Annotated in this window: 17 protein-coding genes and 1 pseudogene; 4 read left to right on the top strand and 14 right to left on the bottom strand. The window is 60.2% G+C overall.

The window, feature by feature from the left end:
- Positions 1 to 2: 2 nt before the first annotated feature.
- A complete protein-coding gene (locus IVB26_RS29640) occupies positions 3 to 728 on the bottom strand; it encodes an ABC transporter ATP-binding protein (protein WP_247968609.1) in 726 nt (241 codons plus the stop codon).
- Positions 725 to 1,540 carry an ABC transporter ATP-binding protein gene (locus IVB26_RS29645; RefSeq protein WP_247968610.1) on the bottom strand — a complete coding sequence of 272 codons (816 nt, stop codon included), beginning with the start codon at positions 1,538 to 1,540 and terminating at the stop codon, positions 725 to 727. The genes IVB26_RS29640 and IVB26_RS29645 overlap by 4 nt, the downstream gene beginning before the upstream one ends.
- A gap of 157 nt (positions 1,541 to 1,697) precedes the next feature.
- Here IVB26_RS29645 and IVB26_RS29650 point away from each other — a divergent pair, with 157 nt between their 5' ends.
- Positions 1,698 to 2,909, top strand: coding sequence for an ABC transporter substrate-binding protein (locus tag IVB26_RS29650; RefSeq protein ID WP_247968611.1), 1,212 nt, complete (start codon positions 1,698 to 1,700; stop codon positions 2,907 to 2,909).
- Positions 2,910 to 2,925: 16 nt separating this feature from the next.
- On the opposite strand, the gene IVB26_RS29655 is transcribed toward IVB26_RS29650, so the two are convergent.
- The 7 genes and pseudogenes from IVB26_RS29655 to IVB26_RS29685 form a co-directional block, all read right to left on the bottom strand.
- Positions 2,926 to 3,858: a winged helix-turn-helix transcriptional regulator gene (locus tag IVB26_RS29655; protein WP_247968612.1), complete on the bottom strand. Its 933-nt coding sequence runs from the start codon at positions 3,856 to 3,858 to the stop codon at positions 2,926 to 2,928.
- Positions 3,859 to 4,166: 308 nt separating this feature from the next.
- A pseudogene (locus IVB26_RS29660) lies at positions 4,167 to 4,923 on the bottom strand (acyl-CoA dehydrogenase family protein); the annotation flags it as partial.
- Between the two features lie 21 nt (positions 4,924 to 4,944).
- A complete protein-coding gene (locus IVB26_RS29665) occupies positions 4,945 to 6,018 on the bottom strand; it encodes a phosphotransferase family protein (RefSeq protein WP_247968613.1) in 1,074 nt (357 codons plus the stop codon).
- Positions 6,015 to 7,259 (bottom strand): acyl-CoA dehydrogenase family protein, encoded by a 1,245-nt coding sequence (locus IVB26_RS29670; RefSeq protein WP_247968614.1) that lies wholly within the window; start codon positions 7,257 to 7,259, stop codon positions 6,015 to 6,017. Before IVB26_RS29670 ends, IVB26_RS29665 begins: the two co-directional genes overlap by 4 nt.
- A gap of 71 nt (positions 7,260 to 7,330) precedes the next feature.
- Complete coding sequence (locus tag IVB26_RS29675) at positions 7,331 to 8,548, bottom strand: ABC transporter substrate-binding protein (RefSeq protein ID WP_247968615.1); 1,218 nt, start codon at positions 8,546 to 8,548, stop codon at positions 7,331 to 7,333.
- Between the two features lie 47 nt (positions 8,549 to 8,595).
- Positions 8,596 to 10,326 (bottom strand): class I adenylate-forming enzyme family protein, encoded by a 1,731-nt coding sequence (locus IVB26_RS29680; RefSeq protein WP_247968616.1) that lies wholly within the window; start codon positions 10,324 to 10,326, stop codon positions 8,596 to 8,598.
- A 96-nt stretch (positions 10,327 to 10,422) separates the two neighbouring features.
- The gene (locus IVB26_RS29685; RefSeq protein WP_247968617.1) at positions 10,423 to 11,397 is read right to left on the bottom strand and encodes an enoyl-CoA hydratase/isomerase family protein; all 975 of its coding nucleotides are present in this window, start codon (positions 11,395 to 11,397) and stop codon (positions 10,423 to 10,425) included.
- Positions 11,398 to 11,417: 20 nt separating this feature from the next.
- Here IVB26_RS29685 and IVB26_RS29690 point away from each other — a divergent pair, with 20 nt between their 5' ends.
- The 3 genes from IVB26_RS29690 to IVB26_RS29700 all read left to right on the top strand — a co-directional run bounded on the left by IVB26_RS29690 (position 11,418) and on the right by IVB26_RS29700 (position 14,113).
- A complete protein-coding gene (locus IVB26_RS29690) occupies positions 11,418 to 12,350 on the top strand; it encodes a winged helix-turn-helix transcriptional regulator (protein WP_247968618.1) in 933 nt (310 codons plus the stop codon).
- A 102-nt stretch (positions 12,351 to 12,452) separates the two neighbouring features.
- Complete coding sequence (locus tag IVB26_RS29695; RefSeq protein WP_247968619.1) at positions 12,453 to 13,259, top strand: enoyl-CoA hydratase/isomerase family protein; 807 nt, start codon at positions 12,453 to 12,455, stop codon at positions 13,257 to 13,259.
- Positions 13,260 to 13,921: 662 nt separating this feature from the next.
- Complete coding sequence (locus tag IVB26_RS29700) at positions 13,922 to 14,113, top strand: hypothetical protein (protein WP_247968620.1); 192 nt, start codon at positions 13,922 to 13,924, stop codon at positions 14,111 to 14,113.
- Positions 14,114 to 14,141: 28 nt separating this feature from the next.
- On the opposite strand, the gene IVB26_RS29705 is transcribed toward IVB26_RS29700, so the two are convergent.
- The 5 genes from IVB26_RS29705 to IVB26_RS29725 form a co-directional block, all read right to left on the bottom strand.
- Positions 14,142 to 15,314, bottom strand: a complete 1,173-nt coding sequence (locus tag IVB26_RS29705) for a Gfo/Idh/MocA family protein (RefSeq protein ID WP_247968621.1) — start codon at positions 15,312 to 15,314, stop codon at positions 14,142 to 14,144.
- 13 nt (positions 15,315 to 15,327) lie between these two features.
- The gene (locus IVB26_RS29710) at positions 15,328 to 16,383 is read right to left on the bottom strand and encodes a sugar phosphate isomerase/epimerase family protein (protein ID WP_247968622.1); all 1,056 of its coding nucleotides are present in this window, start codon (positions 16,381 to 16,383) and stop codon (positions 15,328 to 15,330) included.
- A gap of 781 nt (positions 16,384 to 17,164) precedes the next feature.
- Positions 17,165 to 18,883 (bottom strand): PHA/PHB synthase family protein, encoded by a 1,719-nt coding sequence (locus tag IVB26_RS29715; protein ID WP_247968623.1) that lies wholly within the window; start codon positions 18,881 to 18,883, stop codon positions 17,165 to 17,167.
- Between the two features lie 131 nt (positions 18,884 to 19,014).
- A complete protein-coding gene (locus tag IVB26_RS29720) occupies positions 19,015 to 20,391 on the bottom strand; it encodes a sigma-54-dependent transcriptional regulator (protein ID WP_247968624.1) in 1,377 nt (458 codons plus the stop codon).
- The gene (locus tag IVB26_RS29725) at positions 20,381 to 22,054 is read right to left on the bottom strand and encodes a sensor histidine kinase (protein ID WP_346732841.1); all 1,674 of its coding nucleotides are present in this window, start codon (positions 22,052 to 22,054) and stop codon (positions 20,381 to 20,383) included. The genes IVB26_RS29720 and IVB26_RS29725 overlap by 11 nt, the downstream gene beginning before the upstream one ends.
- Positions 22,055 to 22,059: the final 5 nt, after the last annotated feature.

Here is a 22,059-nt window from a genome sequence, read left to right on the forward strand (position 1 = left end):
CTCTAGATACCAAGGACGCGATCGACAGCGGCGGCGTTGCCGTCGAGTTCGTCACGGGTTAGCTGCATGACGACCTCGCCGCGCTCGACGACGAGAAAACGATCGGCCAGCGGCTGGGCAAAGTACTTGTTCTGCTCGACCAGCAGGACTGTGTAGCCGAGGCTTTTCAGCCTGATGACCAGATCGAACAATCTGTCCACGATAACCGGCGCTAAGCCTTCGGAGATCTCGTCGAGCAGCAGAATGCGCGCCCCGCTACGCAGGATCCGAGCAATGGCCAGCATCTGTTGCTCGCCACCAGACAATCGCGTCCCCTGAGCGCGACGACGCTCGGCGAGGTTTGGCAGCAATTCGTAAATTTGTTCGACCGACATGCCTCCGTCGCGCTGCTTCGGTGGCAGCATGAGATTTTCTTCACAAGACAAGCTGGAAAAGATGCCGCGCTCTTCGGGGCAGTAGCCGATGCCGAGTCGCGCCACGAGGTGTGGCTTCATCCCGATCGCCTCACGCTGATACACCGTGATGGATCCGGCGCGGCGGTCCACCAGACCGACGATGGCGCGCAAGGTCGTCGTCCGTCCGCTACCGTTGCGGCCGAGCAGCGCGACGATCTCGCCCTGCCCGAGCGACAGGTTCATGCCATGCAGGATGTGGGATTCGCCGTACCAAGCGTGCAGGTTATGCACACTCAGCGCAGCGACATGCGGCTCAAGGAGCTCGGCGGTCATGATGCGCGCGCCCCCGACTGCGAGCGGTCGCCTCGATGCTTGGACCCGAGATAGGCTTCTACCACCTCCGGATTCGCGGCTATCTCCTGATAGGCGCCTTCAGCGATGATCTCACCTCGCCGCAGCACTGTGATGGTATCGGCAATCTGGGCGACCATTTTCATGTTATGCTCGACCATCACAACGGTGCGGCCCTGTGCCGCGCGGCGGATCAGATCGGTCACCCGATCGACGTCCTCATGTCCGAGCCCCTGGGTTGGCTCGTCCAGCAACATGACTTTCGGATCGGCCGCGAGGGTCGTCGCAATTTCGAGCGCCCGTTTTCGACCATATGGCAGATCGCCGGCGCGCTCCCGCGCATAGCTCTCAAGCCCCACTTGCCCAAGCAGCCCTGAAATCCTGTCTTCGCCGAATGTCGCAGCCTTATTGCCGGCCCAGAAGCGCAGTGCAGACAGCATGGGTCGTTGCAGCGCCAGCCTGATGTTGTCGGCCACCGAGAGATTGGCGAACACAGCCGAAATTTGGAACGAACGCACGAGGCCGCGCGCAGCAAGCTGATCGGGTCGCAAGGCGGTGACGTCCTCGGACTCGAAGCTGATCCGCCCCGAAGAGAGCGGAAGGAAGCGCGTCAACAGATTGAACACGGTGGTTTTGCCCGCACCGTTTGGTCCGATCAAGGCGTGAATGCTGCCGCGCTTTATCTTCAGGTTGACGCCTGCGACCGCGACGAACCCACGAAACTCTTTTCGCAAGCTCTGTGCTTCGAGAACGCAATCATTCGGCGCAGCACGACTGCGCTCGGCCTGGCTCATCCCGCGCTTCCTCATCTGATTTCTCGTGATCCAAGCGGCGCGACATCACGCGGCGTCGAGGTCACTTGACAGAACCATAACAAATTAGTCTAGTTATGCAAGTCAAAAGTCAAGAGCGCTTTCGGGGCATCTCCGAAGGCCAAGCAGGGAGGGAGCAATGAGAGTGATTTTTCGGTTCAGCTTGGGCGTGACATTGGCGCTAGGGGCGGCGGCCCCAGCCCTTGCACAAAACACTGGGCTTTCCGACGGAGTCGTCAAAATCGGTGTCCTGACCGATATGTCCGGCCAATTCTCGCACGAGTCAGGCGAAGGCTCCGTCACTGCCGTGAAGATGGCTGTCGAGGATTTCGGCGGCAGCGTGCTCGGCAAGCCGATCGAGGTCGTTGCGGCCGATCATCAGAACCGCAACGAGGTCGCGATCGCCAAGGCGCGGGAATGGTACGACGTCGACAAGGTCGACATGATCGCCAACCTGATCAACTCCTCCATCGCGCTGGCGGTCACCAATGTCGCAAAGGAGAAGGGACGGATCGCGATCGTCAACGGCTCCGGCACGTCACGGTTGACGGGCGATTCCTGCACCCCCAACAGTATCCACTATGCTTACGACACGTATGCGCTTGCGCAGGGCACAGGTAAGGCGCTGATCAAGGAAGGCCTGAAATCATGGTACTTCCTGACCGCCGACTACGCCTTCGGGCATGCCCTCGAGGCCGACACCAGTGCCGTCGTCAAGGCCAACGGCGGCAATATCGCAGGAACGGTACGCTATCCGATCGACACCAACGACCATGCGGCGTTCCTGCTCCAGGCCCAGGCATCGAAAGCAAACGTCGTCGCGATCGCAGGCTCAGGTACGGTCTTCATCAACGCGCTGAAATCGGCAAGGGAGTTCGGTGTCACGCAGACGCTGGCCGGCTTGCTGGTCTGGATCACCGATATCCACTCGATGGGCTTGCGGTCCGCGCAGGGTCTGGTGTTGACCAATGCATTCTATTGGGATCGTGACGAGGAGACGAGAGCCTTTGCGAAGCGCTTTTTCGCCAAGATGAAGCGCATGCCGCATATGGGCGACGCCGGCGACTATTCATCGACCATGCACTACCTCAATGCCATCAAGGCTGCCGGCACCGACGACGCCAAGACGGTGATGGCGAAGATGCGCGAAATCCCGGTCAACGACTTCTTCGCCAAGAATGGACGCATCCGGGAAGACGGCCGCTTCGTCCACGACATGTACGTCTATGAGGTGAAGAAGCCCGAAGAATCCAAGTATGACTGGGACTATTACAAGCTGCGGGCAGTGATCCCGGGAGACGAAGCCTTCCGGCCACTTTCCGAAAGCAAATGTCCGCTGATCCAGAAGTAGCTGGTTCTCCCAAACTTCAGCCGGGCAATGCCCGGCTGCTTTTTTTGCCGCCGTAGCGGTCTGGATTGTAACGCATGCGATATTGCATCGCGTGCGCCTGTACAGGATTCTTGCACTCGTTGCAGATCACGGTTGGCGTGAAATCGTGACCGCAATCGATGTGGGTCAGGATCAGCGGTGCCTTCCCGTTCGATCTCCATTTGTCGCCCCATGCCATCATGGTGACCAGGGGACCATAAAGATCAAAGCCCATTGGCGTCAAAAGGTACTCGAAGCGATCCGGCCCGCTTTGGTACATCCTCTTCATGAAGATCCCGCGCTCGACGAGCCGGGTGAGTCGGTCGGACAGGATGTTCGGGGCGATACCTAGCTCGGACTGCAGTTTGTCAAACCGCCGCGCCCCGAAGAACGCTTCCCGAATGACCAGGAAGCTCCACCGGTCCCCGATGACCTGTAGAGCACGCGAAACCGAGCTTGGCCGCCCCCGATTGAACTGCTCATCATCGGACGACCGCCGCGAACGTTTGGATGGTTCGACGTTGACAAGCCCTGCCCCGGGGCCGTCGCGATAGGTGACGTGGCGCGCCGTCACCTTGTTCAGACAATGGGAGCAAGCAACGAAGGGCTTGCTCACTTTGCCGCAATCGGCGTGCACCAGTTGCAGAGGTACGCCGTGGTTCTCGGAGAGCCATTTGTCCCCGAACTGCATGAGAGCCATGAAGGTCGGGTAGAAATCGATACCCGAGCGGGTCAGGCGGTATTCGACCCAGCTCGACGTCTGGGAATACTCGATCCTTTTGAAAATCCCCTCGGACACCAGGCGCTGCAGCCGATCCGTCAAGGTCGCCCTCGGTATCTGCAGCATCGAGCGGAATTCCTCGAATCGATGAGCGCCAAAAAATGCCTCTCGAATCACCAGGAAGGTCCACGCGTCCGAGAGGATGACCACCGTACGCGCAACCGAGCAATTCCGCTCCCGGAGGCCGGATGTTCCCGTGGGTTTGCTGGCGGGCCGAGTCTTTCGCGCGCTTGGGCTGCTGACGGGGTTCGTGCGAGCCAAATAACACTCCGGCGCTGCAAAATCGGACTGGTCCTTCCGGCTCCAAGAGCAAATGCCTGGAGAACGACCGGAAAATGCGGACTGTTGCTCCAAAGACAACTAGACCACTGAATGCCAGTTCACAACTGCAGAATGCGGCCCACCCCTGATCGGCCCGGACCTGCCCTCGCTGATGGCAGCCGGCTTCCCGGCAGAGCTCAGAGGGAGCGCGCGATCAGCATTTTCATGATCTCGTTAGTGCCGCCATAGATCTTCTGAATGCGTGCGTCCACGAACATGCGTGAGATAGGGTACTCCTCCGTGTAGCCGTATCCCCCATGCAGCTGGAGGCATTCGTCCGCTGTCTGGACCTCCTTTTCGGAGCACCACCACTTTGCCATCGACGCGGTCGTCGCATCCAGCTCGCCTTGGATCAGGCGCTCAACGCACCAGTCGACGAAGACTCTCGCTATGGTCGCCTCGGCCTTTCTCTCGGCCAGCTCGTGTTCTGAAACTCCAAGATCGGCTTGCCGAATGCCTTTCGCTCCCTGGTGTATTCGGCGGTAAGATCCACCGCTCTCTCCATCGCCGCCACCGAGGCGATTGCGATCAATAGCCGCTCGCGCGGCAATTGCTGCATGAGCTGGACGAAGCTCTTGCCTTCCTCGGAGCCGAGCAGATTTCCCCTCGGAACGATCGTCTCTTCAAAAAGCAGCTCGGATGTATCTGACGCATTGAGGCCGATCTTGTCGAGATCCTCGGCGGAAACCCGGCGCATCCTCCGTCTCCAGCACGATTAATGAGAGCCCCGTTCGCGCCCGGGCCGCCTGTGCGCGCGACAACAACCACGAGATCCGCGCACTGCCCGTTGGTGATGAAGGTCTTCTGGCCGTTCAAGGCGTAGTGGTCTCCGTCGAGCCGGGCTTGCGTGCGGACGCCTTGCAGGTCAGATCCGGTTCCAGGCTCGGTGGAGGCGCCGCTTGGAGTCGCTCCGATTCAGGCCCCTGCCCGCTCGGCAAAGGACCACGCGGTCTGCGCCAGAGGCTCGATCCGCGATTCCATTTCGGCGGCACGTGGATGTGCCGCCGTGCCATCGCGCACCCGACCGATCACACCCTGCCCAATGCAGACAATACGATAGAGATTGTAAGCGAGGTACCAATTCAGGTCAGATATGCTCCGCCTGTGCGTCTGCTCAGTATAGAGTGCGACCATTTCCTCGATGCCTGGAATGCCCAATGCATCGAGATCCAATCCGGCGAGCCCGCTCCGACCATCCGGAGGAATCACCCAGTGGGACAGAAAATAGGTGAAGTCAGCCAAGGGATCGCCGAGTGTGGAAAGCTCCCAGTCCAGGACGGCCGCGATCTGCGTGTCATTCCTGGAGAAGATCAGATTGTCGAGACGGTAATCGCCATGCACGATCGACACCCTCTCCTGTGGCGGCACCGTGGCGGGAAGCCAGCGTATCAGCCTCTCCATGGGATCGATCCGCTGCGTTTCCGAGGCTCGGTACTGTTTAGACCAGCGGTCGATCTGACGGGAGAAATAGTTCCCCGGCTTGCCGTAAGTCGACAAACCGATGGTCTCGGGATCGATCATGTGAAGGCGTGCCAGGGTTAAAACCTCGGCTCTGTAGAGAGCGCGCCTCTCTCGTGCGCTGAGCTGCGGCAGCGTACCATCCCAATGGTGCCCGCCATCGATCCACTCCATCACATAGAAAGCCGATCCGATCACCTCCTCGTCCGCACAGAAGGCGATGGGCCGCGGCACCGGAAAACCCGTTCCTCGAAGAGCCGCCATTACCTTGTACTCGCGATCGATCGCATGGGCAGACGGTAGCAGCTTGCCCATAGGTTTCCTTCTCAGTGCGTACGCACCTGAGGCGCTCTGGACCTTGTAGGTAGGGTTCGATTGACCGCCATCGATTTGCGCGATCGTGATCGGCTCCGCCAGCTCCGGGACGTTCATTTTCAGCCAGGCGAGCAGGCGGGGTCCGACGGTGCGGGAGCGGCCGTCCGCAGTAGCTACCGGCGTGAGCTGATCTTCGATATCGCTCCTCGTTATCACGACTTTCTTCCCCCAAGGCGCTTCTTGAACTCGATATGAGCGATCTGGCGGTTGTGAACCTCGTCAGGGCCGTCGGCCAAGCGCATGATCCTCATCAAGGCGTATTCGCGAGCAAGGCCGAAGTCTTCGCTTACGCCGGCTGCGCCGTGCGCCTGAATGGCATCGTCGATCACTCGCAGGGCCGCCCGGGGAGCGGCAACCTTGATCATTGCGATCTCCAGCTTCGCCTCCTTATTGCCGACCCTGTCCATCATGTCTGCCGCCTTGAGACAAAGCAAACGCGCCATCTCGATGTCGATACGAGCTTCCGCGACTCGCTGTTCCCAGATCGACTGCTCCGACAACTTCTTCCCGAAGGCCGTGCGATTCAGCAGCCGCGTCGTCATCTTCTCCAGCGCAGTTTCAGCGACGCCGATCGTGCGCATGCAATGATGGATGCGGCCCGGCCCGAGGCGTCCCTGCGCGATCTCGAATCCTCTTCCCTCACCGAGCAGCAGATTGGCGGCCGGGACACGCACGTTGTCGAGCAGGATTTGTGCGTGGCCGTGGGGCGCATCATCATATCCAAACACCGGAAGCATCCTCTCGATGCTGACACCCGGGGTGTCGAGTGGAACGAGGATCTGAGACTGCTGCTGATGGGCCGGGCCGGTCGTCGCAGTCTTGCCCATCACGATCGCGATCTTGCAGCGCGGATCTCCAGCACCGGATGACCACCACTTCCTTCCATTGACGACGTAGTGGTCGCCATCTCGCTTTATGGAGGTTTCGATGTTGGTGGCGTCGGACGACGCTACCGCCGGCTCCGTCATCAAAAAGGCTGACCGGATCTCACCTTGCACGAGCGGTCGCAACCACCGCTCTTTTTGCTCCTTGGTCCCGTAGCGGTGAAGCACCTCCATGTTGCCGGTATCGGGCGCCGAGCAGTTGAAGACTTCGGAGGCGAAGAAGACCTTGCCCATCTCCTCGGCGCATAACGCGTATTCGAGATTCGAGAGCCCGGCGCCCTTGAATTCGTCTGTGTCATGATGATCGGACGGGGGAAGGAACAGATTCCAAAGACCTTGCGATTTGGCCCGTTGCTTAAGCTCTTCAACGATCGGAACGACGCGCCAACGATCGGGACCGAAACCCGCGATCTGAGATTCGTAGGTCGAGACGGACGGGTAGATGTGCTGGTGCATGAACCCGACGATTCGGTCGCGCCAGACGCGCTGCTGCTCACTCAGAGTAAAATCCATTCTCTTGGTCCTTTCATGCCAGGGGTAGCTGCAGCTCGATCATTGACGCGAATTGACACCGCCAATGCTCATCAGTCTCCGCGCAGTGCGTCTCCGAAGATGACCCATTCCGTTCCGTCGAACCGGGCGAGGTACGCATCTCGGATCGGCCGATAGTCCGAAGAGCTCGTATTGATGCTGATGCCAGGCAGGAGCAGCGGCAGGCGAATATCTTTCAAACTCGATGCCTGCTTCATGATGTTCTCTCGTGTCAGATCGTCCCCACAACGCGTGAGCACTTCGCGGAGCGCATTGCCGAGAAGGTAAGCGTAGACGGCGTAGGAGTCGCTCTGCACGACGTCGGGCACATAGTCCCTCATGAAAGCAATGAACTCGGCGACGTCAGGTTCTGATTGGGTCGCCGGCGTCACCAGTTTGACCGACAGCATTGTGACAAGCCCTTCCGCTTTTTCGAGGCCGGCGGGCTTCAGTACCGCTTCGATATTCGGGCAACTACCGGAAAGAAAGCGCAAGTCGGGACGCCATCCGATGGTATAGGCTGTCCGGATCGCCTGGGCGCAGGCCCGGGGGGTAACGCTGTAGATCATGAAGGCATCGGCCTTCGTCGTCGCAAGCCGCGCGATTTCGGAATCGATCGTCGGATATTGCAGGTCGAACGGAAGAGCCAGAGCTACGACCTTCGACTCGTCGTTGCCCAAGGCCTCCTTCACTCCCTTCATGAACTCCTTACCGGCGTCGTCGTTTTGATAGAGGATTGCGACCCTGCCGCTAGGATATTTGCCTCTGAAATAGCGCAGATGGATTTTCGCCTCGTCGGCGTAGTTCGGCTGCCATGAGAGAGCCATCGTCCACGGAAAATGAGCAGGATCGTTCCACTTCTCCGCGGAAGACCCGATGAATAGCTGAGGCACCTTGTTGGTGTTCAGATATTTCTGGGTCGCGGTGTTGGGCGCGGTGCCAATGGTTCCGAAGATCAGGGAAACCCCGTCGTCCTCGACCAGCTTGCGCGTCTGCTCGACCGTCTTCGGCGGCGAGAACGCATCGTCGCGGCTGACGAACTGGACCCTGCGGCCGTTCACGCCACCCTTCGCGTTGATCATCTTGAAATACGCGTCGAGCGCCTTGCCTATGGTACTGAGCGAGGATGCCGGCCCGCTGTACGGCATTGTATTGCCGATCTTGATTTCGGTATCGCTGACTCCCGGTCCATACAGTTTCTCTGCGTGGGCGCTTCCAATCAGGACTACCAACAAACCAGCAATCACTGTAGCTGACCTTGATGCGAACATTGCGCTACCCTCATCTGTGGCTGAATGACGAACCTTGCCAGCCGCTCTCATTTCGAGCTGGACAAGTCGTCTCGAAGTTCGCCTTTCAGGACCTTCCCTGCCGCGTTTCTTGGAAGAGGCTGCCTCCTGATGTGAATTTTGCTCGGCACCTTGAAGCGCGCCAGATTCTCAAGCGCATACGAGATCAGGTCTTCTTCAGTTGTAGAAGCATTGGAGCGGACTTGGACGACGGCGGCGATTTCCTCGCCTAGCTCAGGGTGAGGCAGCCCGATGACGGCGGCTTCAAGGACTTGCGGATGGGATAGGAGCGAATTCTCGATCTCTATCGAGTAGACGTTCTCGCCGCCCCGGATGATGATGTCCTTGGTACGATCGACAATGTACAGGAAGCCGTCTGCGTCGAGCCGACCGAGGTCTCCCGTCTTCAGCCAACCGTCCGTAATTGCCGCGGCCGACGCTTCCGGGTTATTCCAATAACCTTGGATCACACCCGCGCTGCGCACCCAGATCTCGCCGATCTGCCCGGTCGCAACCGTCTGGCCGGACTCTGGATCCACCACCTTCACATCAACGCCTGGGAGCGGATACCCAACGCTGCCTGGATGGCTGAGGTAGTCGCGCCCCCACACCGCGCTGATAAGACCTGAGGACTCGGTCAAGCCGTATCCGTTGCCGGGAATAGATCGGGGAAGGGCATTACCAATCTGGGAGGGAAGTTCAGGAGGAGCCGGTGCGCCACTAAATCCGATCGCCTGCAAGCTGGAGAGATCGCGCCCCGATTGTTGCGCGCTGGCTAAGGCCTGCAGAACGATCGTCGGTACTCCGGTGAAGCTGTTGACCTTTTCTCTTTCGACGAGCTCGAGCGCCTGGTTCGCATCCCACTTGTACATCAGAACGATCTTTCCGCCGCTTGCCATCGCAGAAACCAGGTGCGCGTAGCAGCCGATCACGTGAAAGAGCGGGACGGCAAGAAGAGCCGTGGATTGCCCTGCCGACATCTGGGAAAGCTGCTGTAACGTCGCGCCCTCGCGAAGGACGGTGCGGGCGCGAGCGATCGACACGTTGCTCAAGAACGTGCAGACGGCGCGATGCGAGCTGAGCGCGCCTTTGGCGCGTCCCGTAGTTCCCGATGTATAAAAGATTGTTGCGGGATCATCCGGGTCGATCTCGACCGCACTGGGCCAATCGGCTTCGGCATCGTCATTGCGATCCACGATCGATGCGAAGGTTCGCACCTCTGGCGTGATTTCGGTACCACGCGCGACGATAGTGGCGCTGATCTTGTTCTTTGGAATGAAGGTCCGAAGACGGCTATATCGCTCCGCATCGAGGATCACGACCCGCGCGCCGCAGTCGTCAATTCCATAGCTCAGTTCGGCGCCGGTCCACCAGGCGTTCAGGGGCACCGCAATCGCACCGATTGTCACCGCGGCCCAAAAGGCGACAGACCACTCCGGAAGATTACGCATGGCGATCGCGATTCGATCGCCCTTCTTCACTCCATACGATTCCAGCAGCTCTCGAGCGAGCCGCCGGACCATCTGACGATGACGATCAAACGTCAGTCGCTCACTATCGTACACCAGGTATTCTCGATCGGGCCATGACTGCCCGCGCTCAAACACAGCACCAAGATGCAGGGGAGTACTCTTGTAGACCCTCGCCGACGTTGGACCGATTCCGATGCTGTGCATCTCGAACGGCCCCCCCGGCTCGGTCAGCAACCGGTCGACGTCCGAACGGCTTGGAAATGCGGCATCTGTTCCTTGCGCGACCATGGATTGATTCCACCCGTGATATCCGCTGCCGTTTTGCAGCTGTTGTTTTGCAGCGCTCGCTCCCGGAAACGATTGGCCTCCGGGAGCGACAGACGACTAGCTCTGCCAAAAGTCCCGGGAGAGACGCCGACGCTTCTCACGACCTTCCTTCGTGGTGAAATCGGAGATGCCCGCGGTCGAATCCTTCGGCACGCCGGTCACAGGCTTCAGGAATGGATGCGGCTGGATCGGGCGTTCGAGAGACAGCGCCTGGTCGACGGTCATGTCAGCGCTCTTGTTCAGGGCGAACTTGGTTCGACGGAGCGAGATGGGGTTCTTGGCGAGCATGACCTTCACCAGGGCATCGACCTCCTTGTCGAGCTCGGCAGGCGCGCACAGGCGATTCACGAGATCATAACGCTCTGCGGTTTGCGCGCTGAACAGGGCGCCGATCATGTTCCATTCTTTTGCCTTGCGGCGACCGGCAAAGCGGTTGATGCGAGAAATGCCGCCCCAACCCGGGGTGATGTCCCAATCGATCTCCGGCATGCCCCAGCGGGAGCGATCCGTTGCGATTACGAAATCGCACACCAGAGTGAGCTCAAGACCGCCGCCGGTGCAGACGCCGTCGACCGCCGCAATCGTCACCGGTGTGAGGTTCTCGAGGATGTTGACCGTCTCCTGGTACAGCTCGACCTGCCAGTATGCGTCGTCGGGCTCCCACTGATTGAACTCCTTGATGTCGTCGCCCGCGCAGAATGTGTCGCCGGCCCCCTTTAGGATCAGGACGCGGCAGGCCCGATCGGCCCTCACCTGACGAAACACTTGGTTCAATTCGGCCGAAAGCTGCTTGTCCAGCGCGTTGTGAACCTTCGGCCTGTTGAGCGTGACCGTCGTGATCTCGCCCTTACGATCGTAGATCAGTTTCTCGTATGCCATTTGATTTTGATCCTCCATATGCATGCTTGCATAAGGGAAGAATACATGATTACTTCCCTTACGCAAGTTACAATCGTCGCTGCGTTGCCGCATCGGCATATTCGTGAGGAATCTGAGTGCGCTGCGAACTCCATAACCCTTGTACGGAATCAAAATCCGTTCGATACGGAATTATGAAACGTGGGAAGGGCACATCACATTTTGATCCGATCTACCGGACGGGCGAGCTTTTGGGAGACGCCTGGTCCTGGATGATTCTTCGCGAAGCAATTTTCGAAGGCGCCACAAGGTTCGGCGAATTTCAGGAGCGTTTGGCTATCTCGCCGAAAGTCCTTACGGCAAGGTTGGGTATGCTGTCAGAAGGCGGGCTGTTCGAGAGGCATATGCTCGAAGGTCGTGGCGCCCCGGTCGAATATCGACTGACAGACATGGGAAGAGACTTCACCGCGTGCCTCCTCAGCGCAATGAGATGGGGATCGCGGTGGCAGGAAACCAAGGCGAGGCCGCGCCAGAGGACCGTCGTCACTCACGAGAGAGGCGGGCATCCGTTCGTGGCCGAATTCCGCTGCTCGCATTGCCGAGAACCCATCCGTTCCCGCGACATCGCGGTCGTTTCGATGCATCGAGCCTCTGCGGACCTTATCGGTCACAAGCGGCAGCGCATGCCCGATCTTGATGTGATCGATCGCTCAGGGACATGTCCGATAGCATACACGCTGCGCGTTATCGGAGACCGTTGGAGCTCTTTGGTGATCCGCGAGTGCTTCCTGGGAACAAAACGATTCAGCGAATTCGAGGAGCATCTCGGAATTGCTCCCAACATCCTGTCGAGCCGGCTCGAGCGGCTGGCTCAACTCGGTGTTCTCATCGCGAGCCCAATTTCCGACCAAGGGACGCGCTTTGTCTACAGGCTGACGGAAAAGGGGCACGACCTCTATGAAGTGCCCTTAGCACTTCTTACCTGGGGCGAGCGTTGGCTCGCGCGTGGCGAAAGCCTGACGGAGCTTACGCACATCCCTTGCGGCCACCGGTTGCGCGCTCTGTTCTGCTGCGGATCTTGCGGAGTTCGCGCGGCCTTTGACGATCTGGCTTTCCGTGCAAGATAGCACGGCCTGACCGTGTCGGGCTGAAGCTCGCTCCACAGGCAACTCGAAGTATCGCCGCGCAGTAATAGATAATATTGTTATCTAACCCGAGGAGGAAATGAAATGAGTGTCGACTATACACGCTACCGCGAAATCAGGGCCGAGCGTGAGGCGCGCATCCTGACGCTGACTTTCAATCGGCCGGCACAGTACAATGCCGTGAATCACGAGCTTCATGAAGAGCTATCCGACATCTTTTACGACGTTGCGAAAGACGAAGAGACAGATGTCGTCGTGCTGACGGGAGCCGGCAAGGCGTTCTGCGCTGGCGGCGATCTCCGTGCGATGAAGGAGCACGCCGACGAGCACGGAGGTCCGGGCAACTATCTTTCCCGGGTGAGCGCGAAGCGGATCATCTATTCGCTGCTCGACCTCGAGCAGCCGATCATCGCGAAAGTGAACGGCCCGTGCGTGGGACTGGGGGCTACGATCGCCCTCTTCTGCGACATCATCTACATGGCGGACGATGCTACGATCGGTGATCCGCATGTCAAAGCCGGCGTTGTCGCTGGAGATGGAGGGGCAATCATATGGCCCCAGCTCATTGGATACGCTCGAGCGAAGGAATATCTCATGACCGGAGATGCCATTCAGGCACGCGATGCCGAACGCATGGGACTGGTGAACCACGTGGTCCCGCGAGATGGTCTCGATCGCAAAGTACAAGAGATGGCGCAACGGCTCGCGGACGGCCCGCGAGATGCTATCCGCTGGAGCAAGGTATGCGCCAATGTAGGGTTACAGCAGCTTGCGCACTCGATCCTCGATGCTTCCATGGCCTACGAATTCCTGACCCTTCGTAGTCCCACCCACAAGGAAGCGATCCAAGCCTTTGCCGAGAAGCGCAAGCCGCGGTTCCGCGGCCTCTGAGCGCCGTGCTGCGTACCTTGGCCGAGGAAAAGTCATACAGCAGGACAGCGTGCAACTCGGAACGTCGCACGAGACCCGGCTTGTTCTGCCGAACAATTTAAAAAAGCCCTTGCGGGCCAATCTCTTAAGGGTGGTGGGCGCACCAGGGCTCGAACCTGGGACCCGCTGATTAAGAGACACGCTGCCAGTGTCGATTTTTCAGGAAAAATTTTCCAACTGAGTCAAAAGCCGGTCATTGGAGATCAATGGCTTACAAAGGGAAATCCAACCACAAGAGCGCTTGGTTCGCGCTCGCTCGTCACGGCTGGCAGCCACAGCGCCTTGCCTTGGACATTGAACTCGGACTTCGCGCCCGCAAACCACAGCTGCCATGCCGCGCACTCGGCGCGTTCGCAGTATGCTTGGCCCGATCCTCATAGACAGAGCCTTGGGATACAGCTTCACAACCCAAATTCAGTGTCGAGGGTTTAGCGCCCACGTCAGGAAACGCCTTGGAGAAATACGGCGGCTCTGACTTCGCATAGAAATATCCACCCGCAGCCGAAATCAACATCAAAACAACGCAAAAAGAATCCGCATAGTTTCTCCCTGCCCAACAAACATGCACATTCCTTGACGAGATTCCAAGGATGTGCGCGAGATTGAGAGCGCCTTGCCTTTTGATGGCGCTTGGGGCCGTGCCTTTCCTCGCAGAACAATCCGGCCCTTTAGCTTGCGGGCTTGAATTCCGGCTGCGCTTCCTTGTCAGCCATCGCCTCGATTTGCTCGACGAAGTCCTGGCGCTTCATCCGGTCCTTGGCATCAATTTCGAAGCGGCAAAGCGATCCCGTGGAAAGGGTACGTCGATGGCCTGACCGAGCGCCTCATGACAGACGCGAGCCGTTAGGTGATCCGAACCCAGGTGCCTTTGCATGCCGAGGACGTTACAGCAGCATCGATGAACTTCACGCCTGCCAAGCCATCCTCAACGGTCGGGAAGATGACTTCGGGATCGGGCTTCTCACCGGTTCTTGCGGCGCGAATGGCGCGCGCTGCCTCGGCATAAATGGTTGCGAAACCTTCAAGGTAGCCCTCAGGGTGACCAGAAGGCACGCGGGTGACACGGGCCGCTTCGCCCAAGACACCAGCGCCGCCGCGGGTTAGCAGCTGCCTGGGCCGGCCGTACGGGGTGAACCAGAGCTGGTTCGGATTCTCCTGCGCCCATTCGAGACCGCCCTTGCTGCCATAGACGCGCAGCGTGAGGCCGTTCTCGTTGCCGACGGCGACCTGACTCGCCCACAGCATGCCCTTGGCGCCCCCCTTCCACTTGAGAAGAATCTGAACATCATCATCGAGGCGCCGGCCCTCGACGAATGTCGACAGTTGGGCGAGCAGCTCGTCGAGCTCAAGGCCGGTGACGAAGCAGGCGAGATTATAGGCGTGGGTGCCGATGTCGCCGATGCACCCGCCGGCGCCCGACCGGGCCGGGTCCGTGCGCCATGCCGCCTGTTTGTGGTCGCTTGCCTCCAATCGCTCCGTCAGCCAATCCTGGAGATATTCGGCCTGGACCAGCCGGATCTCGCCGAGGTCCCCATTCGCGATCATGGCCCGGGCCTGCCGGACCATGGGATAACCCGTGTAGTTGTGCGTCACCACGAAAACCCGGCCCGTCTTCCTGACCAAGGCCACAAGCTCCTCGGCCTCTGCGACGGTCGTCGTCAGTGGCTTGTCGCAAATGACGTGAATTCCGGCTTCCAAGAAGACTTTCGCGACCGGACTGTGCATGTGGTTGGGCGTCACGATGGAGACCGCCTCGATGCCGGCTCGGGCGGCTTCCGCCTTCGCCATCTCCTCGAAGGAGCCATAGGCGCGGTTGTCGGCGATGCCGAGCTCCTTCGCGGAGGCCTGAGCCCGGACTGGATCCGAGGCGAGCGCGCCGGCCACGAGCTCGAACTGGTCGTCGATGCGAGCGGCGATGCGGTGGACTGCGCCGATGAAGGCTCCCTGGCCGCCGCCGACCATGCCGAGCCGGATGCGACCGCGATTGCCGGCTTCGTTGCTTGCTTCGATCGTCATGTCTTCTCCTCCCTCAGGAGATGCCGAGCATCTTGCGGTTCGCTGCGTCGTCGGTGCCGGCGCCCGCGAAATCGTCGAAGGCCTTCTCGGTGACGCGGATAATGTGGCTCTTGATGAACTCGGCCCCCTCGCGCGCGCCTTGCTCGGGATGCTTCAGCGCACATTCCCATTCCAGCACCGCCCAGCTGTCGTAATCGTATTGCGTGAGCTTGGAGAAGATGGCGCCGAAATCGACCTGACCGTCGCCGAGCGATCGAAAGCGGCCGGCACGGTCGACCCAACTCTGGAACCCGCCATAGACGCCCTGGCGGCCGGTCGGATTGAACTCGGCATCCTTGACGTGGAATGCCTTGATGCGCTGGTGGTAGATGTCGATGTAGTCGAGATAGTCGAGCTGCTGCAGCACGAAGTGCGAGGGGTCGTAGAGCAGGTTCGCGCGCTTGTGACCGTTCACCCGCTCGAGAAACATCTCATAGGAGATGCCGTCGTGAAGGTCCTCGCCCGGGTGGATCTCATAGGCGAGGTCGACGCCGTGCTCATCAGCAAAATCGAGGATCGGCCGCCAGCGCCTGGCGAGCTCGTCGAAAGCGGTCTCGACGAGACCGGCAGGACGCTGCGGCCAGGGATAGACATAGGGCCAGGCGAGCGCGCCGGAGAAGGTCGCTTGTGCCGTGATCCCGAGCCGCCTGGACGTCAGGATCGCGCGCTTGACCTGGTCGACGGCCCACTCCGTCCTGGCCTTGGCGTTGCCACGCACCTCCGGCACGGCGAAGCCGTCGAATGCCGCGTCATAGGCCGGGTGAACGGCAACGAGCTGGCCCTGGAGATGGGTCGAGAGCTCGGTGATCGTAAGCCCGTGGCGAGCCGCTACGCCCTTCACCTCGTCGGCATAGTCCTGCGATTCCGAGGCCATTTTCAGGTCGAAGAGTCGCCCATCCCAGCTCGGAATCTGGATCCCCGCGTAGCCGAGCGAAGCCGCCCATCCGCAGATCTTGTCGAAGGAGTTGAACGGCGCCGCGTCGGCCGCGAACTGGGCGAGGAATATCGCCGGTCCCTTGATCATCTTCATCGCATGCGTCCTTATACGCGGGATGCGCCACGCGGCGCAGCCGCTGAGCTACCTATCGCACCAAAACGCGTCTCCCCGCGCTTGTTTCCAGACAAGATGTTCGAACACTACCCACCACGGGGCTGACGCGTTCCCGCCTCACGGCGTTACGGCGCCCCACATTGCCACTGTAAATTATCGTGTCTCACTGCAGGGGCGCAGTCCAGTGCGCTCGATTATCTCGACTGCACGCGCAGTCTCAAAGATTTAGTGCGGTCTACCGGACTTGATGATGTGATCCGCTTTTGCGTCGCTCGAACTCTTCACCCGCTCCCCCTCCCGGCCCCACCCACCATATTTCGGATAGGCCCTGCCGATCGGCAGCGCCGTCGGCGCGCCGGTTTCCGCGGCATGACAGAGCGCGTTCCAGCGAACGGCTTGCCGAACCTTGTCGATATGCCGTCCCTCATAACGGTCTGTTTGCTGGATCTATCTCGCTGGCCCGCAAGTGAAGCCAGCCAGACGAAGCTCGAGACTGTGAGTCCCAGGTGCCGATTCTGTATCCGTTGGCGCGCATAGGCATGCGATTTCCACTCCACACTAGCCAGAAATGCGACGCCGACCCCTGATCTTTTTTCTGCTGCGTTCTCGTGCGGCTTTCGATCTAACCGACGGTTTTCCCCTTCGTGTCGGACGTCGAGCCCCTGACTGTCCTTCAATACTAAATCCCACCTCCGACCCACGTTCCGAAGTAACGGTTTGCGCGGTGCTCGCAGGCCGTAGGCACCCAGCTTGCCGGCCTTCAGTCCGCCTTCGCCTTCACGTATCGGCCGGGCGCCGGTTCGCCGGGCGGATAGAGGTTACTGCCGAGCTGCGCGCGCGCCGGCAGCTGCTCTCCCGACTGCGGCTTGAGCCAGCCGATCCAATCGTTCCACCAGCTGCCCGCCTTCTCTTCCGCACCCGCCAGCCATGCTGCCGGATCCTCGCATCGCTCGCCAGACACCCAGTAGCTTCGCTTGTTTTTCGATGCCGGGTTGATCACGCCGGCGATATGCCCGCTCGCGCCCAGAACAAACCGGGTGTCGCCGCCGAACAGGCCTGTCGTGCGGTAGGCGGAACGCCACGGCACGATGTGGTCCTCGACGGTCGCCAGAACGTAGGCTGGCAGGTCGACCCGCCCCAGATCAACCGGAGTGCCGCACATCGACAATCTGTTGGCATTCCGGAGATTGTTCTCCAGATACATGTTGCGGATGTACCAGCAATACATCGGCCCAGGCAGATTGGTGACATCCGCGTTCCAGAACAGGAGATCGAAGCGCTCGGGCAGCTTCCCCTTCAAATAATGGTTGATCACATTCGGCCATATCAGCTCTTTCGAACGCAGGGTCTGGAAGACGAATCCCAACTCCGCCCCGCGGTAGATGCCGCCATTGCCGATCGTCAATTCGCGCTGGCGCACGCTTTCCTTGTCTACGAAGACGCCGAGATCGCCGGGCTCGCGGAAATCGAGCATGGTGGTCAGCAGGGTGACGCTGGCGACCTTTTCGTCGCCGCGCGTCCGCAGAATCGCCAGCGCCGACGACAAGATGGTACCTCCGACACACCAGCCGACGACATTGATCTTATCGGCACCAGAGATCGATTGGACGATCTCGATGGCCCGCATCGCACCGTGTTCGACATAGTCATCCCAGCCAAAATGCCCGCAGGAAGCGTCAGGATTGCGCCAGGACACCACGAACACGGTCTGCCCGTGCTCAACGGCAAACCGCACGAAGGAATTGGCCGGCTGCAGGTCCAGGATATAGAACTTGTTGATGCAGGGCGGCACGATCAACAGGGGCCGCGCGGCCACCTGCTCGGTTGCCGGATCGTATTGAATGAGCTGAAACAGCTCGTTCTCGAATACGACCGCGCCCTTGGACGTTGCGACGTCCTTTCCGACCTCGAATGCGGTCTCGTCCGTGATCGTCAAATTGCCTTTGCCCAGATCCGCCACCAAATTGTCCAGGCCTATCTTGAGGCTTTGACCATCGGTATCGGTCGCAAGCTTGATCACATCGGGATTGGTGGCGATAAAATTGGTCGGGCTCATCGCTTCAACGAGTTGACGCGTGAAGAAGCGAAGCCGATGCTTTTCCTTATCTTCCATATCCAGCGCTTCGACGAACTCGGTAGCGTAGCGCGAATTCAGCAGGTAAGATTGCTTCAGCAGGCTGTAGAGCGAATTCTCCCGCCACTCCGCGCTGTTGAACCTGCGATCGCCGCGCGCGGGTTCGATACCCCCGTTGCCCTGCCCGCCTGCTGCCGATGTCATGAAGTGCTCTGTAAGTCGGTATAAGCCCTTCAGATAGTCAGCCTGCAACTCGGCGATACGCCCCGAAGGAGCCAGAGGCGAGTTGCGCATTGCACCGTCGCTTTCACCATTTATCGGCCAGCTCAACGATCGCCACAGGCTCGCGCCCGCCTTCGCGAAGCCATCGACGAACTCATCAGGTATATTGAATGGCCGATCCATTGGATATTCCTCACTCTGCAACCGGGATGATGTATTGCATTCGAGCATGGGCAGCTTCTATCCGGCGCCCTTCTTCCTTCGCCATGCGCATGCCAACCTCGCCGCGTGCACGGCACAGCTGCTCCGGAACGTCAGGCGCCGGAGCGAACGACCGAGCCTTCCCGGATGCCGTCGACATTGACGGCGAGACGCTTGATCTTGTCGTAGAGGGTTTGCTTGGGGATCCCCAACAGCACCGCAGTCGCCTGCACGTCACCCTGCTTGCGGCGCAAAGCGTCCTCGACGATTGACCGCTCGATGTTTTCGAGCTGTCGAGGCAACGACAGATCCGACGTGCCAAACCCGGATTTGTTGATCGCCTTGCCGTCGAGCACGCCCAGCACGAAACGGTCGGCGACGTTGCGAAGCTCACGTACATTGCCGGGCCACGAATAAGCCAGCAGCGCGGACATCGTCTGATCGTCAAGTATCGGCGCATCGCGCTCGAAGCGTCTCGCGGCATCCAGCGTAAAATGCTCAAACAGCAGCGGAATGTCTTCGCGTCGTTCCCGAAGCGGCGGCAGCTCGATGAACGCGACCCCCAAACGGTAGTAGAGATCCGCGCGAAATAGTTTCTTTTCACTCAGCTCCAGCAAGTTCGACTTGCTCGCCGCCACGACACGGCAGTCCACCGCGATCGGCTTGTTGGTTCCGACCCGCTCAATCGAGCGGTCCTGGAGTGATCGCAGCAGCTTCACCTGGACGCTCAACGGCATGCTCTCGATTTCGTCGAGGAACAGCGTTCCGCCGTTGGCATATTCGATCTTCCCGATACGCTGGCGGGTGGCTCCGGTGAAGGCTCCGACTTCGTGGCCGAACAACTCGCTTTCGACAAGCGACTCGGGCAGTCCGCCGCAATTGACAGCGACGTAATTGCCACCGCGGCGCCCGCTGTGATTGTGCAGGCAACGCGCGACCACATCCTTTCCTGTACCGGTCTCGCCGTAGATCGTCACGTCCACATTGGTCGAGGCCAGGGTAGATACGAGTCTGCGCACTTCCTGGATCTGCGGGGACCGGCCGAGTAGGCTTGCCTCGATTCCCTGACGGTCCGACAGCGCAGACCGAAGCGAGCGAACCTCGAGGGTCAGGCGTCTCTTTTCAGCCGCCCTGCGGACCACGGATACGAGTTGCTCCGATGAGCACGGCTTTTCGATGAAGTCGTAGGCACCATTTCGCATCGCCTGCACGGCCATGGAGATATCGCCATGTCCCGTGATCAGGATCACGGGCAGGTCCTGATCCAATCTGCGCAGATCGGACTGCCAATCAAGACCGCTCTTGCCGCGCAGCCGCACGTCGCAGACCACGACGAAGGGCATGTCGGCACGCACGGACGTGTGGGCGGTCTCGACTGACGCAAAACCGGAGACGGAGAACCCTGCAAGTTCGAGCGCCTGAACGCCGCCAATGCGGACGTCCTCGTCGTCCTCGACGTAGATCACGCCAATGGATAGGTCATCGCCCATGCGAAACCGCCTCTGTCAGCTCGGCCAATGGAAGGATCACGACGAATTCGGCGCCGCTTGGAAGATTTCGCCCGTGCAATTCGCCGCCAAAGGAACGCGCGATATGGTTGGACAGCATCAGGCCGAGGCCGAGGCCCTTGCCCGCGGGCTTGGTCGTCACGAACGGCTCGAACATGCGCCTGAGAACGTCGGGAGCGATCGCAGGGCCATTGTTGCTGATGGCGATGCGGCACCGGGCGGTCTGCCCTTCTTCCCTGGTCGCCCGGATCACGATGGACTTGCGTTCCGCGCTCTCGACCGCATCCAGTGCATTCGCCACAATGTTGCACAACAGCTGCTCGAGCCTTGCCTGGTCGGCGACCACGCCGAGATCGGCGTCAATGTGGGTCACGACGTTCACGCCCCCTTCCTTGACGCGTCCGGCGAGTATCTTGAGCACCTCATTCAAGGCCAGTTCGACCGGAACGGCGTCAAGCGGGCTGCTCGACTTGTAGGCGAAGACTCTGAGCTGCCCGGTCAGCCTTCCGAGCCGACGCACCAGTTCACCAATGCGGGCGAGGTTTCCGCGGGCATCGCCGACCGATCCGCGATCGACCAGCAGGATCGCATTGTCGGCCGCTGTCTGCAGCGCCGCCAAAGGCTGGTTCAGTTCATGCACAATTCCGGCTGACATCTGTCCGAGGGCCGCCAGCTTGCCGGCATGAACCAGCTCGTCCTGTGCAGCGCGCAATTCGGCGGTCCGTTCCTGCACCCGTGTCTCGAGCTGATCATTTGCCGCCTGCAATGCCGCCTGGTTGGCCAGGCGTTGCTTGATCTCTCGGCGGCGCTGCAACACGAGCCCGAGCCCCAGCAGAGCGACGATGGAGGCAAGCCCCGACAACGCGCCGATGATCAGCGCGGTCTGCCGGGCCGGGGCCTCATCGTCGAGAAGCACGAGCCTCCAGAGGCCCCGATTGATCGAAAGCTCCGTGACCATGTACGCCGCCCCGTCCTCGGTGGCGACATGCGCGCTACCACCCTCGGACGCAGCCAGGATAGTCCATCCGAGCGGCCTCAGATCGTAATCGGCGTAAGGCTTGGACCGCGCAATCTCGTCGCGCAATTGAGGCGATAGCGGTGCCGCCGGGCGGTAGCGCCACACGTCGCGCGAGGCGAGTATCGTCACGCCCCGTTCGTCGAGGAGCAGTGCGTCGCCGGCAAGATCGCGCCAACCGCGCTCGAACGAATCCAAATTGACCTTGACCACGGCGATCCCTTTGGTCGCCCCGCCCTCCTTCAGAGCATAGGAGAGATAATAGCCGGCGCGCGCACTGGTGATGCCGACACCGAAGAACGCGCCCCGGCCACGCGCGAGGGCTTCGCTCACATAAGGGCGATATGACAGATTCCGGCCGACGGGCGTGCCGGGATCATCGAAGTCGGCGGCGGCCAAGGCTTCACCCGAGACGCTCAGGACGTAAAGGTTGTCGGCCCCGGCAAGCAGATTGATCGACTTCAGATATAGGCTGACCGATTGCTGCAGCGCGGGATCGGTGGGATCGCCGAGCAATTTGAAGACGCTCGCGGACGTCTCGAGCAGTGACGGCAAATATTCAAACCTGGAGAGATGACCGTCGAGCCTGGCCGCTTCCACCGCAAGCCGCTGCTGAGCTGCAACGTGCAAACGGT

This window comes from Bradyrhizobium sp. 195 (genome assembly GCF_023101665.1).
In the GTDB taxonomy this organism is placed as follows: domain Bacteria; phylum Pseudomonadota; class Alphaproteobacteria; order Rhizobiales; family Xanthobacteraceae; genus Bradyrhizobium.

Excerpts from the sequence above, each read along its gene's own strand:
- IVB26_RS29640 (WP_247968609.1), bottom strand. The coding sequence starts at position 728 with ATGACCGCCGAGCTCCTTGAGCCGCATGTCGCTGCGCTGAGTGTGCAT.
- IVB26_RS29645 (WP_247968610.1), bottom strand. The coding sequence starts at position 1,540 with ATGAGCCAGGCCGAGCGCAGTCGTGCTGCGCCGAATGATTGCGTTCTC.
- IVB26_RS29650 (WP_247968611.1), top strand. The coding sequence starts at position 1,698 with ATGAGAGTGATTTTTCGGTTCAGCTTGGGCGTGACATTGGCGCTAGGG.
- IVB26_RS29670 (WP_247968614.1), bottom strand. The coding sequence starts at position 7,259 with ATGGATTTTACTCTGAGTGAGCAGCAGCGCGTCTGGCGCGACCGAATC.
- IVB26_RS29675 (WP_247968615.1), bottom strand. The coding sequence starts at position 8,548 with ATGTTCGCATCAAGGTCAGCTACAGTGATTGCTGGTTTGTTGGTAGTC.
- IVB26_RS29680 (WP_247968616.1), bottom strand. The coding sequence starts at position 10,326 with ATGGTCGCGCAAGGAACAGATGCCGCATTTCCAAGCCGTTCGGACGTC.
- IVB26_RS29690 (WP_247968618.1), top strand. The coding sequence starts at position 11,418 with ATGAAACGTGGGAAGGGCACATCACATTTTGATCCGATCTACCGGACG.
- IVB26_RS29695 (WP_247968619.1), top strand. The coding sequence starts at position 12,453 with ATGAGTGTCGACTATACACGCTACCGCGAAATCAGGGCCGAGCGTGAG.
- IVB26_RS29700 (WP_247968620.1), top strand. The coding sequence starts at position 13,922 with ATGGCGCTTGGGGCCGTGCCTTTCCTCGCAGAACAATCCGGCCCTTTA.
- IVB26_RS29705 (WP_247968621.1), bottom strand. The coding sequence starts at position 15,314 with ATGACGATCGAAGCAAGCAACGAAGCCGGCAATCGCGGTCGCATCCGG.
- IVB26_RS29710 (WP_247968622.1), bottom strand. The coding sequence starts at position 16,383 with ATGAAGATGATCAAGGGACCGGCGATATTCCTCGCCCAGTTCGCGGCC.
- IVB26_RS29715 (WP_247968623.1), bottom strand. The coding sequence starts at position 18,883 with ATGGATCGGCCATTCAATATACCTGATGAGTTCGTCGATGGCTTCGCG.
- IVB26_RS29720 (WP_247968624.1), bottom strand. The coding sequence starts at position 20,391 with ATGGGCGATGACCTATCCATTGGCGTGATCTACGTCGAGGACGACGAG.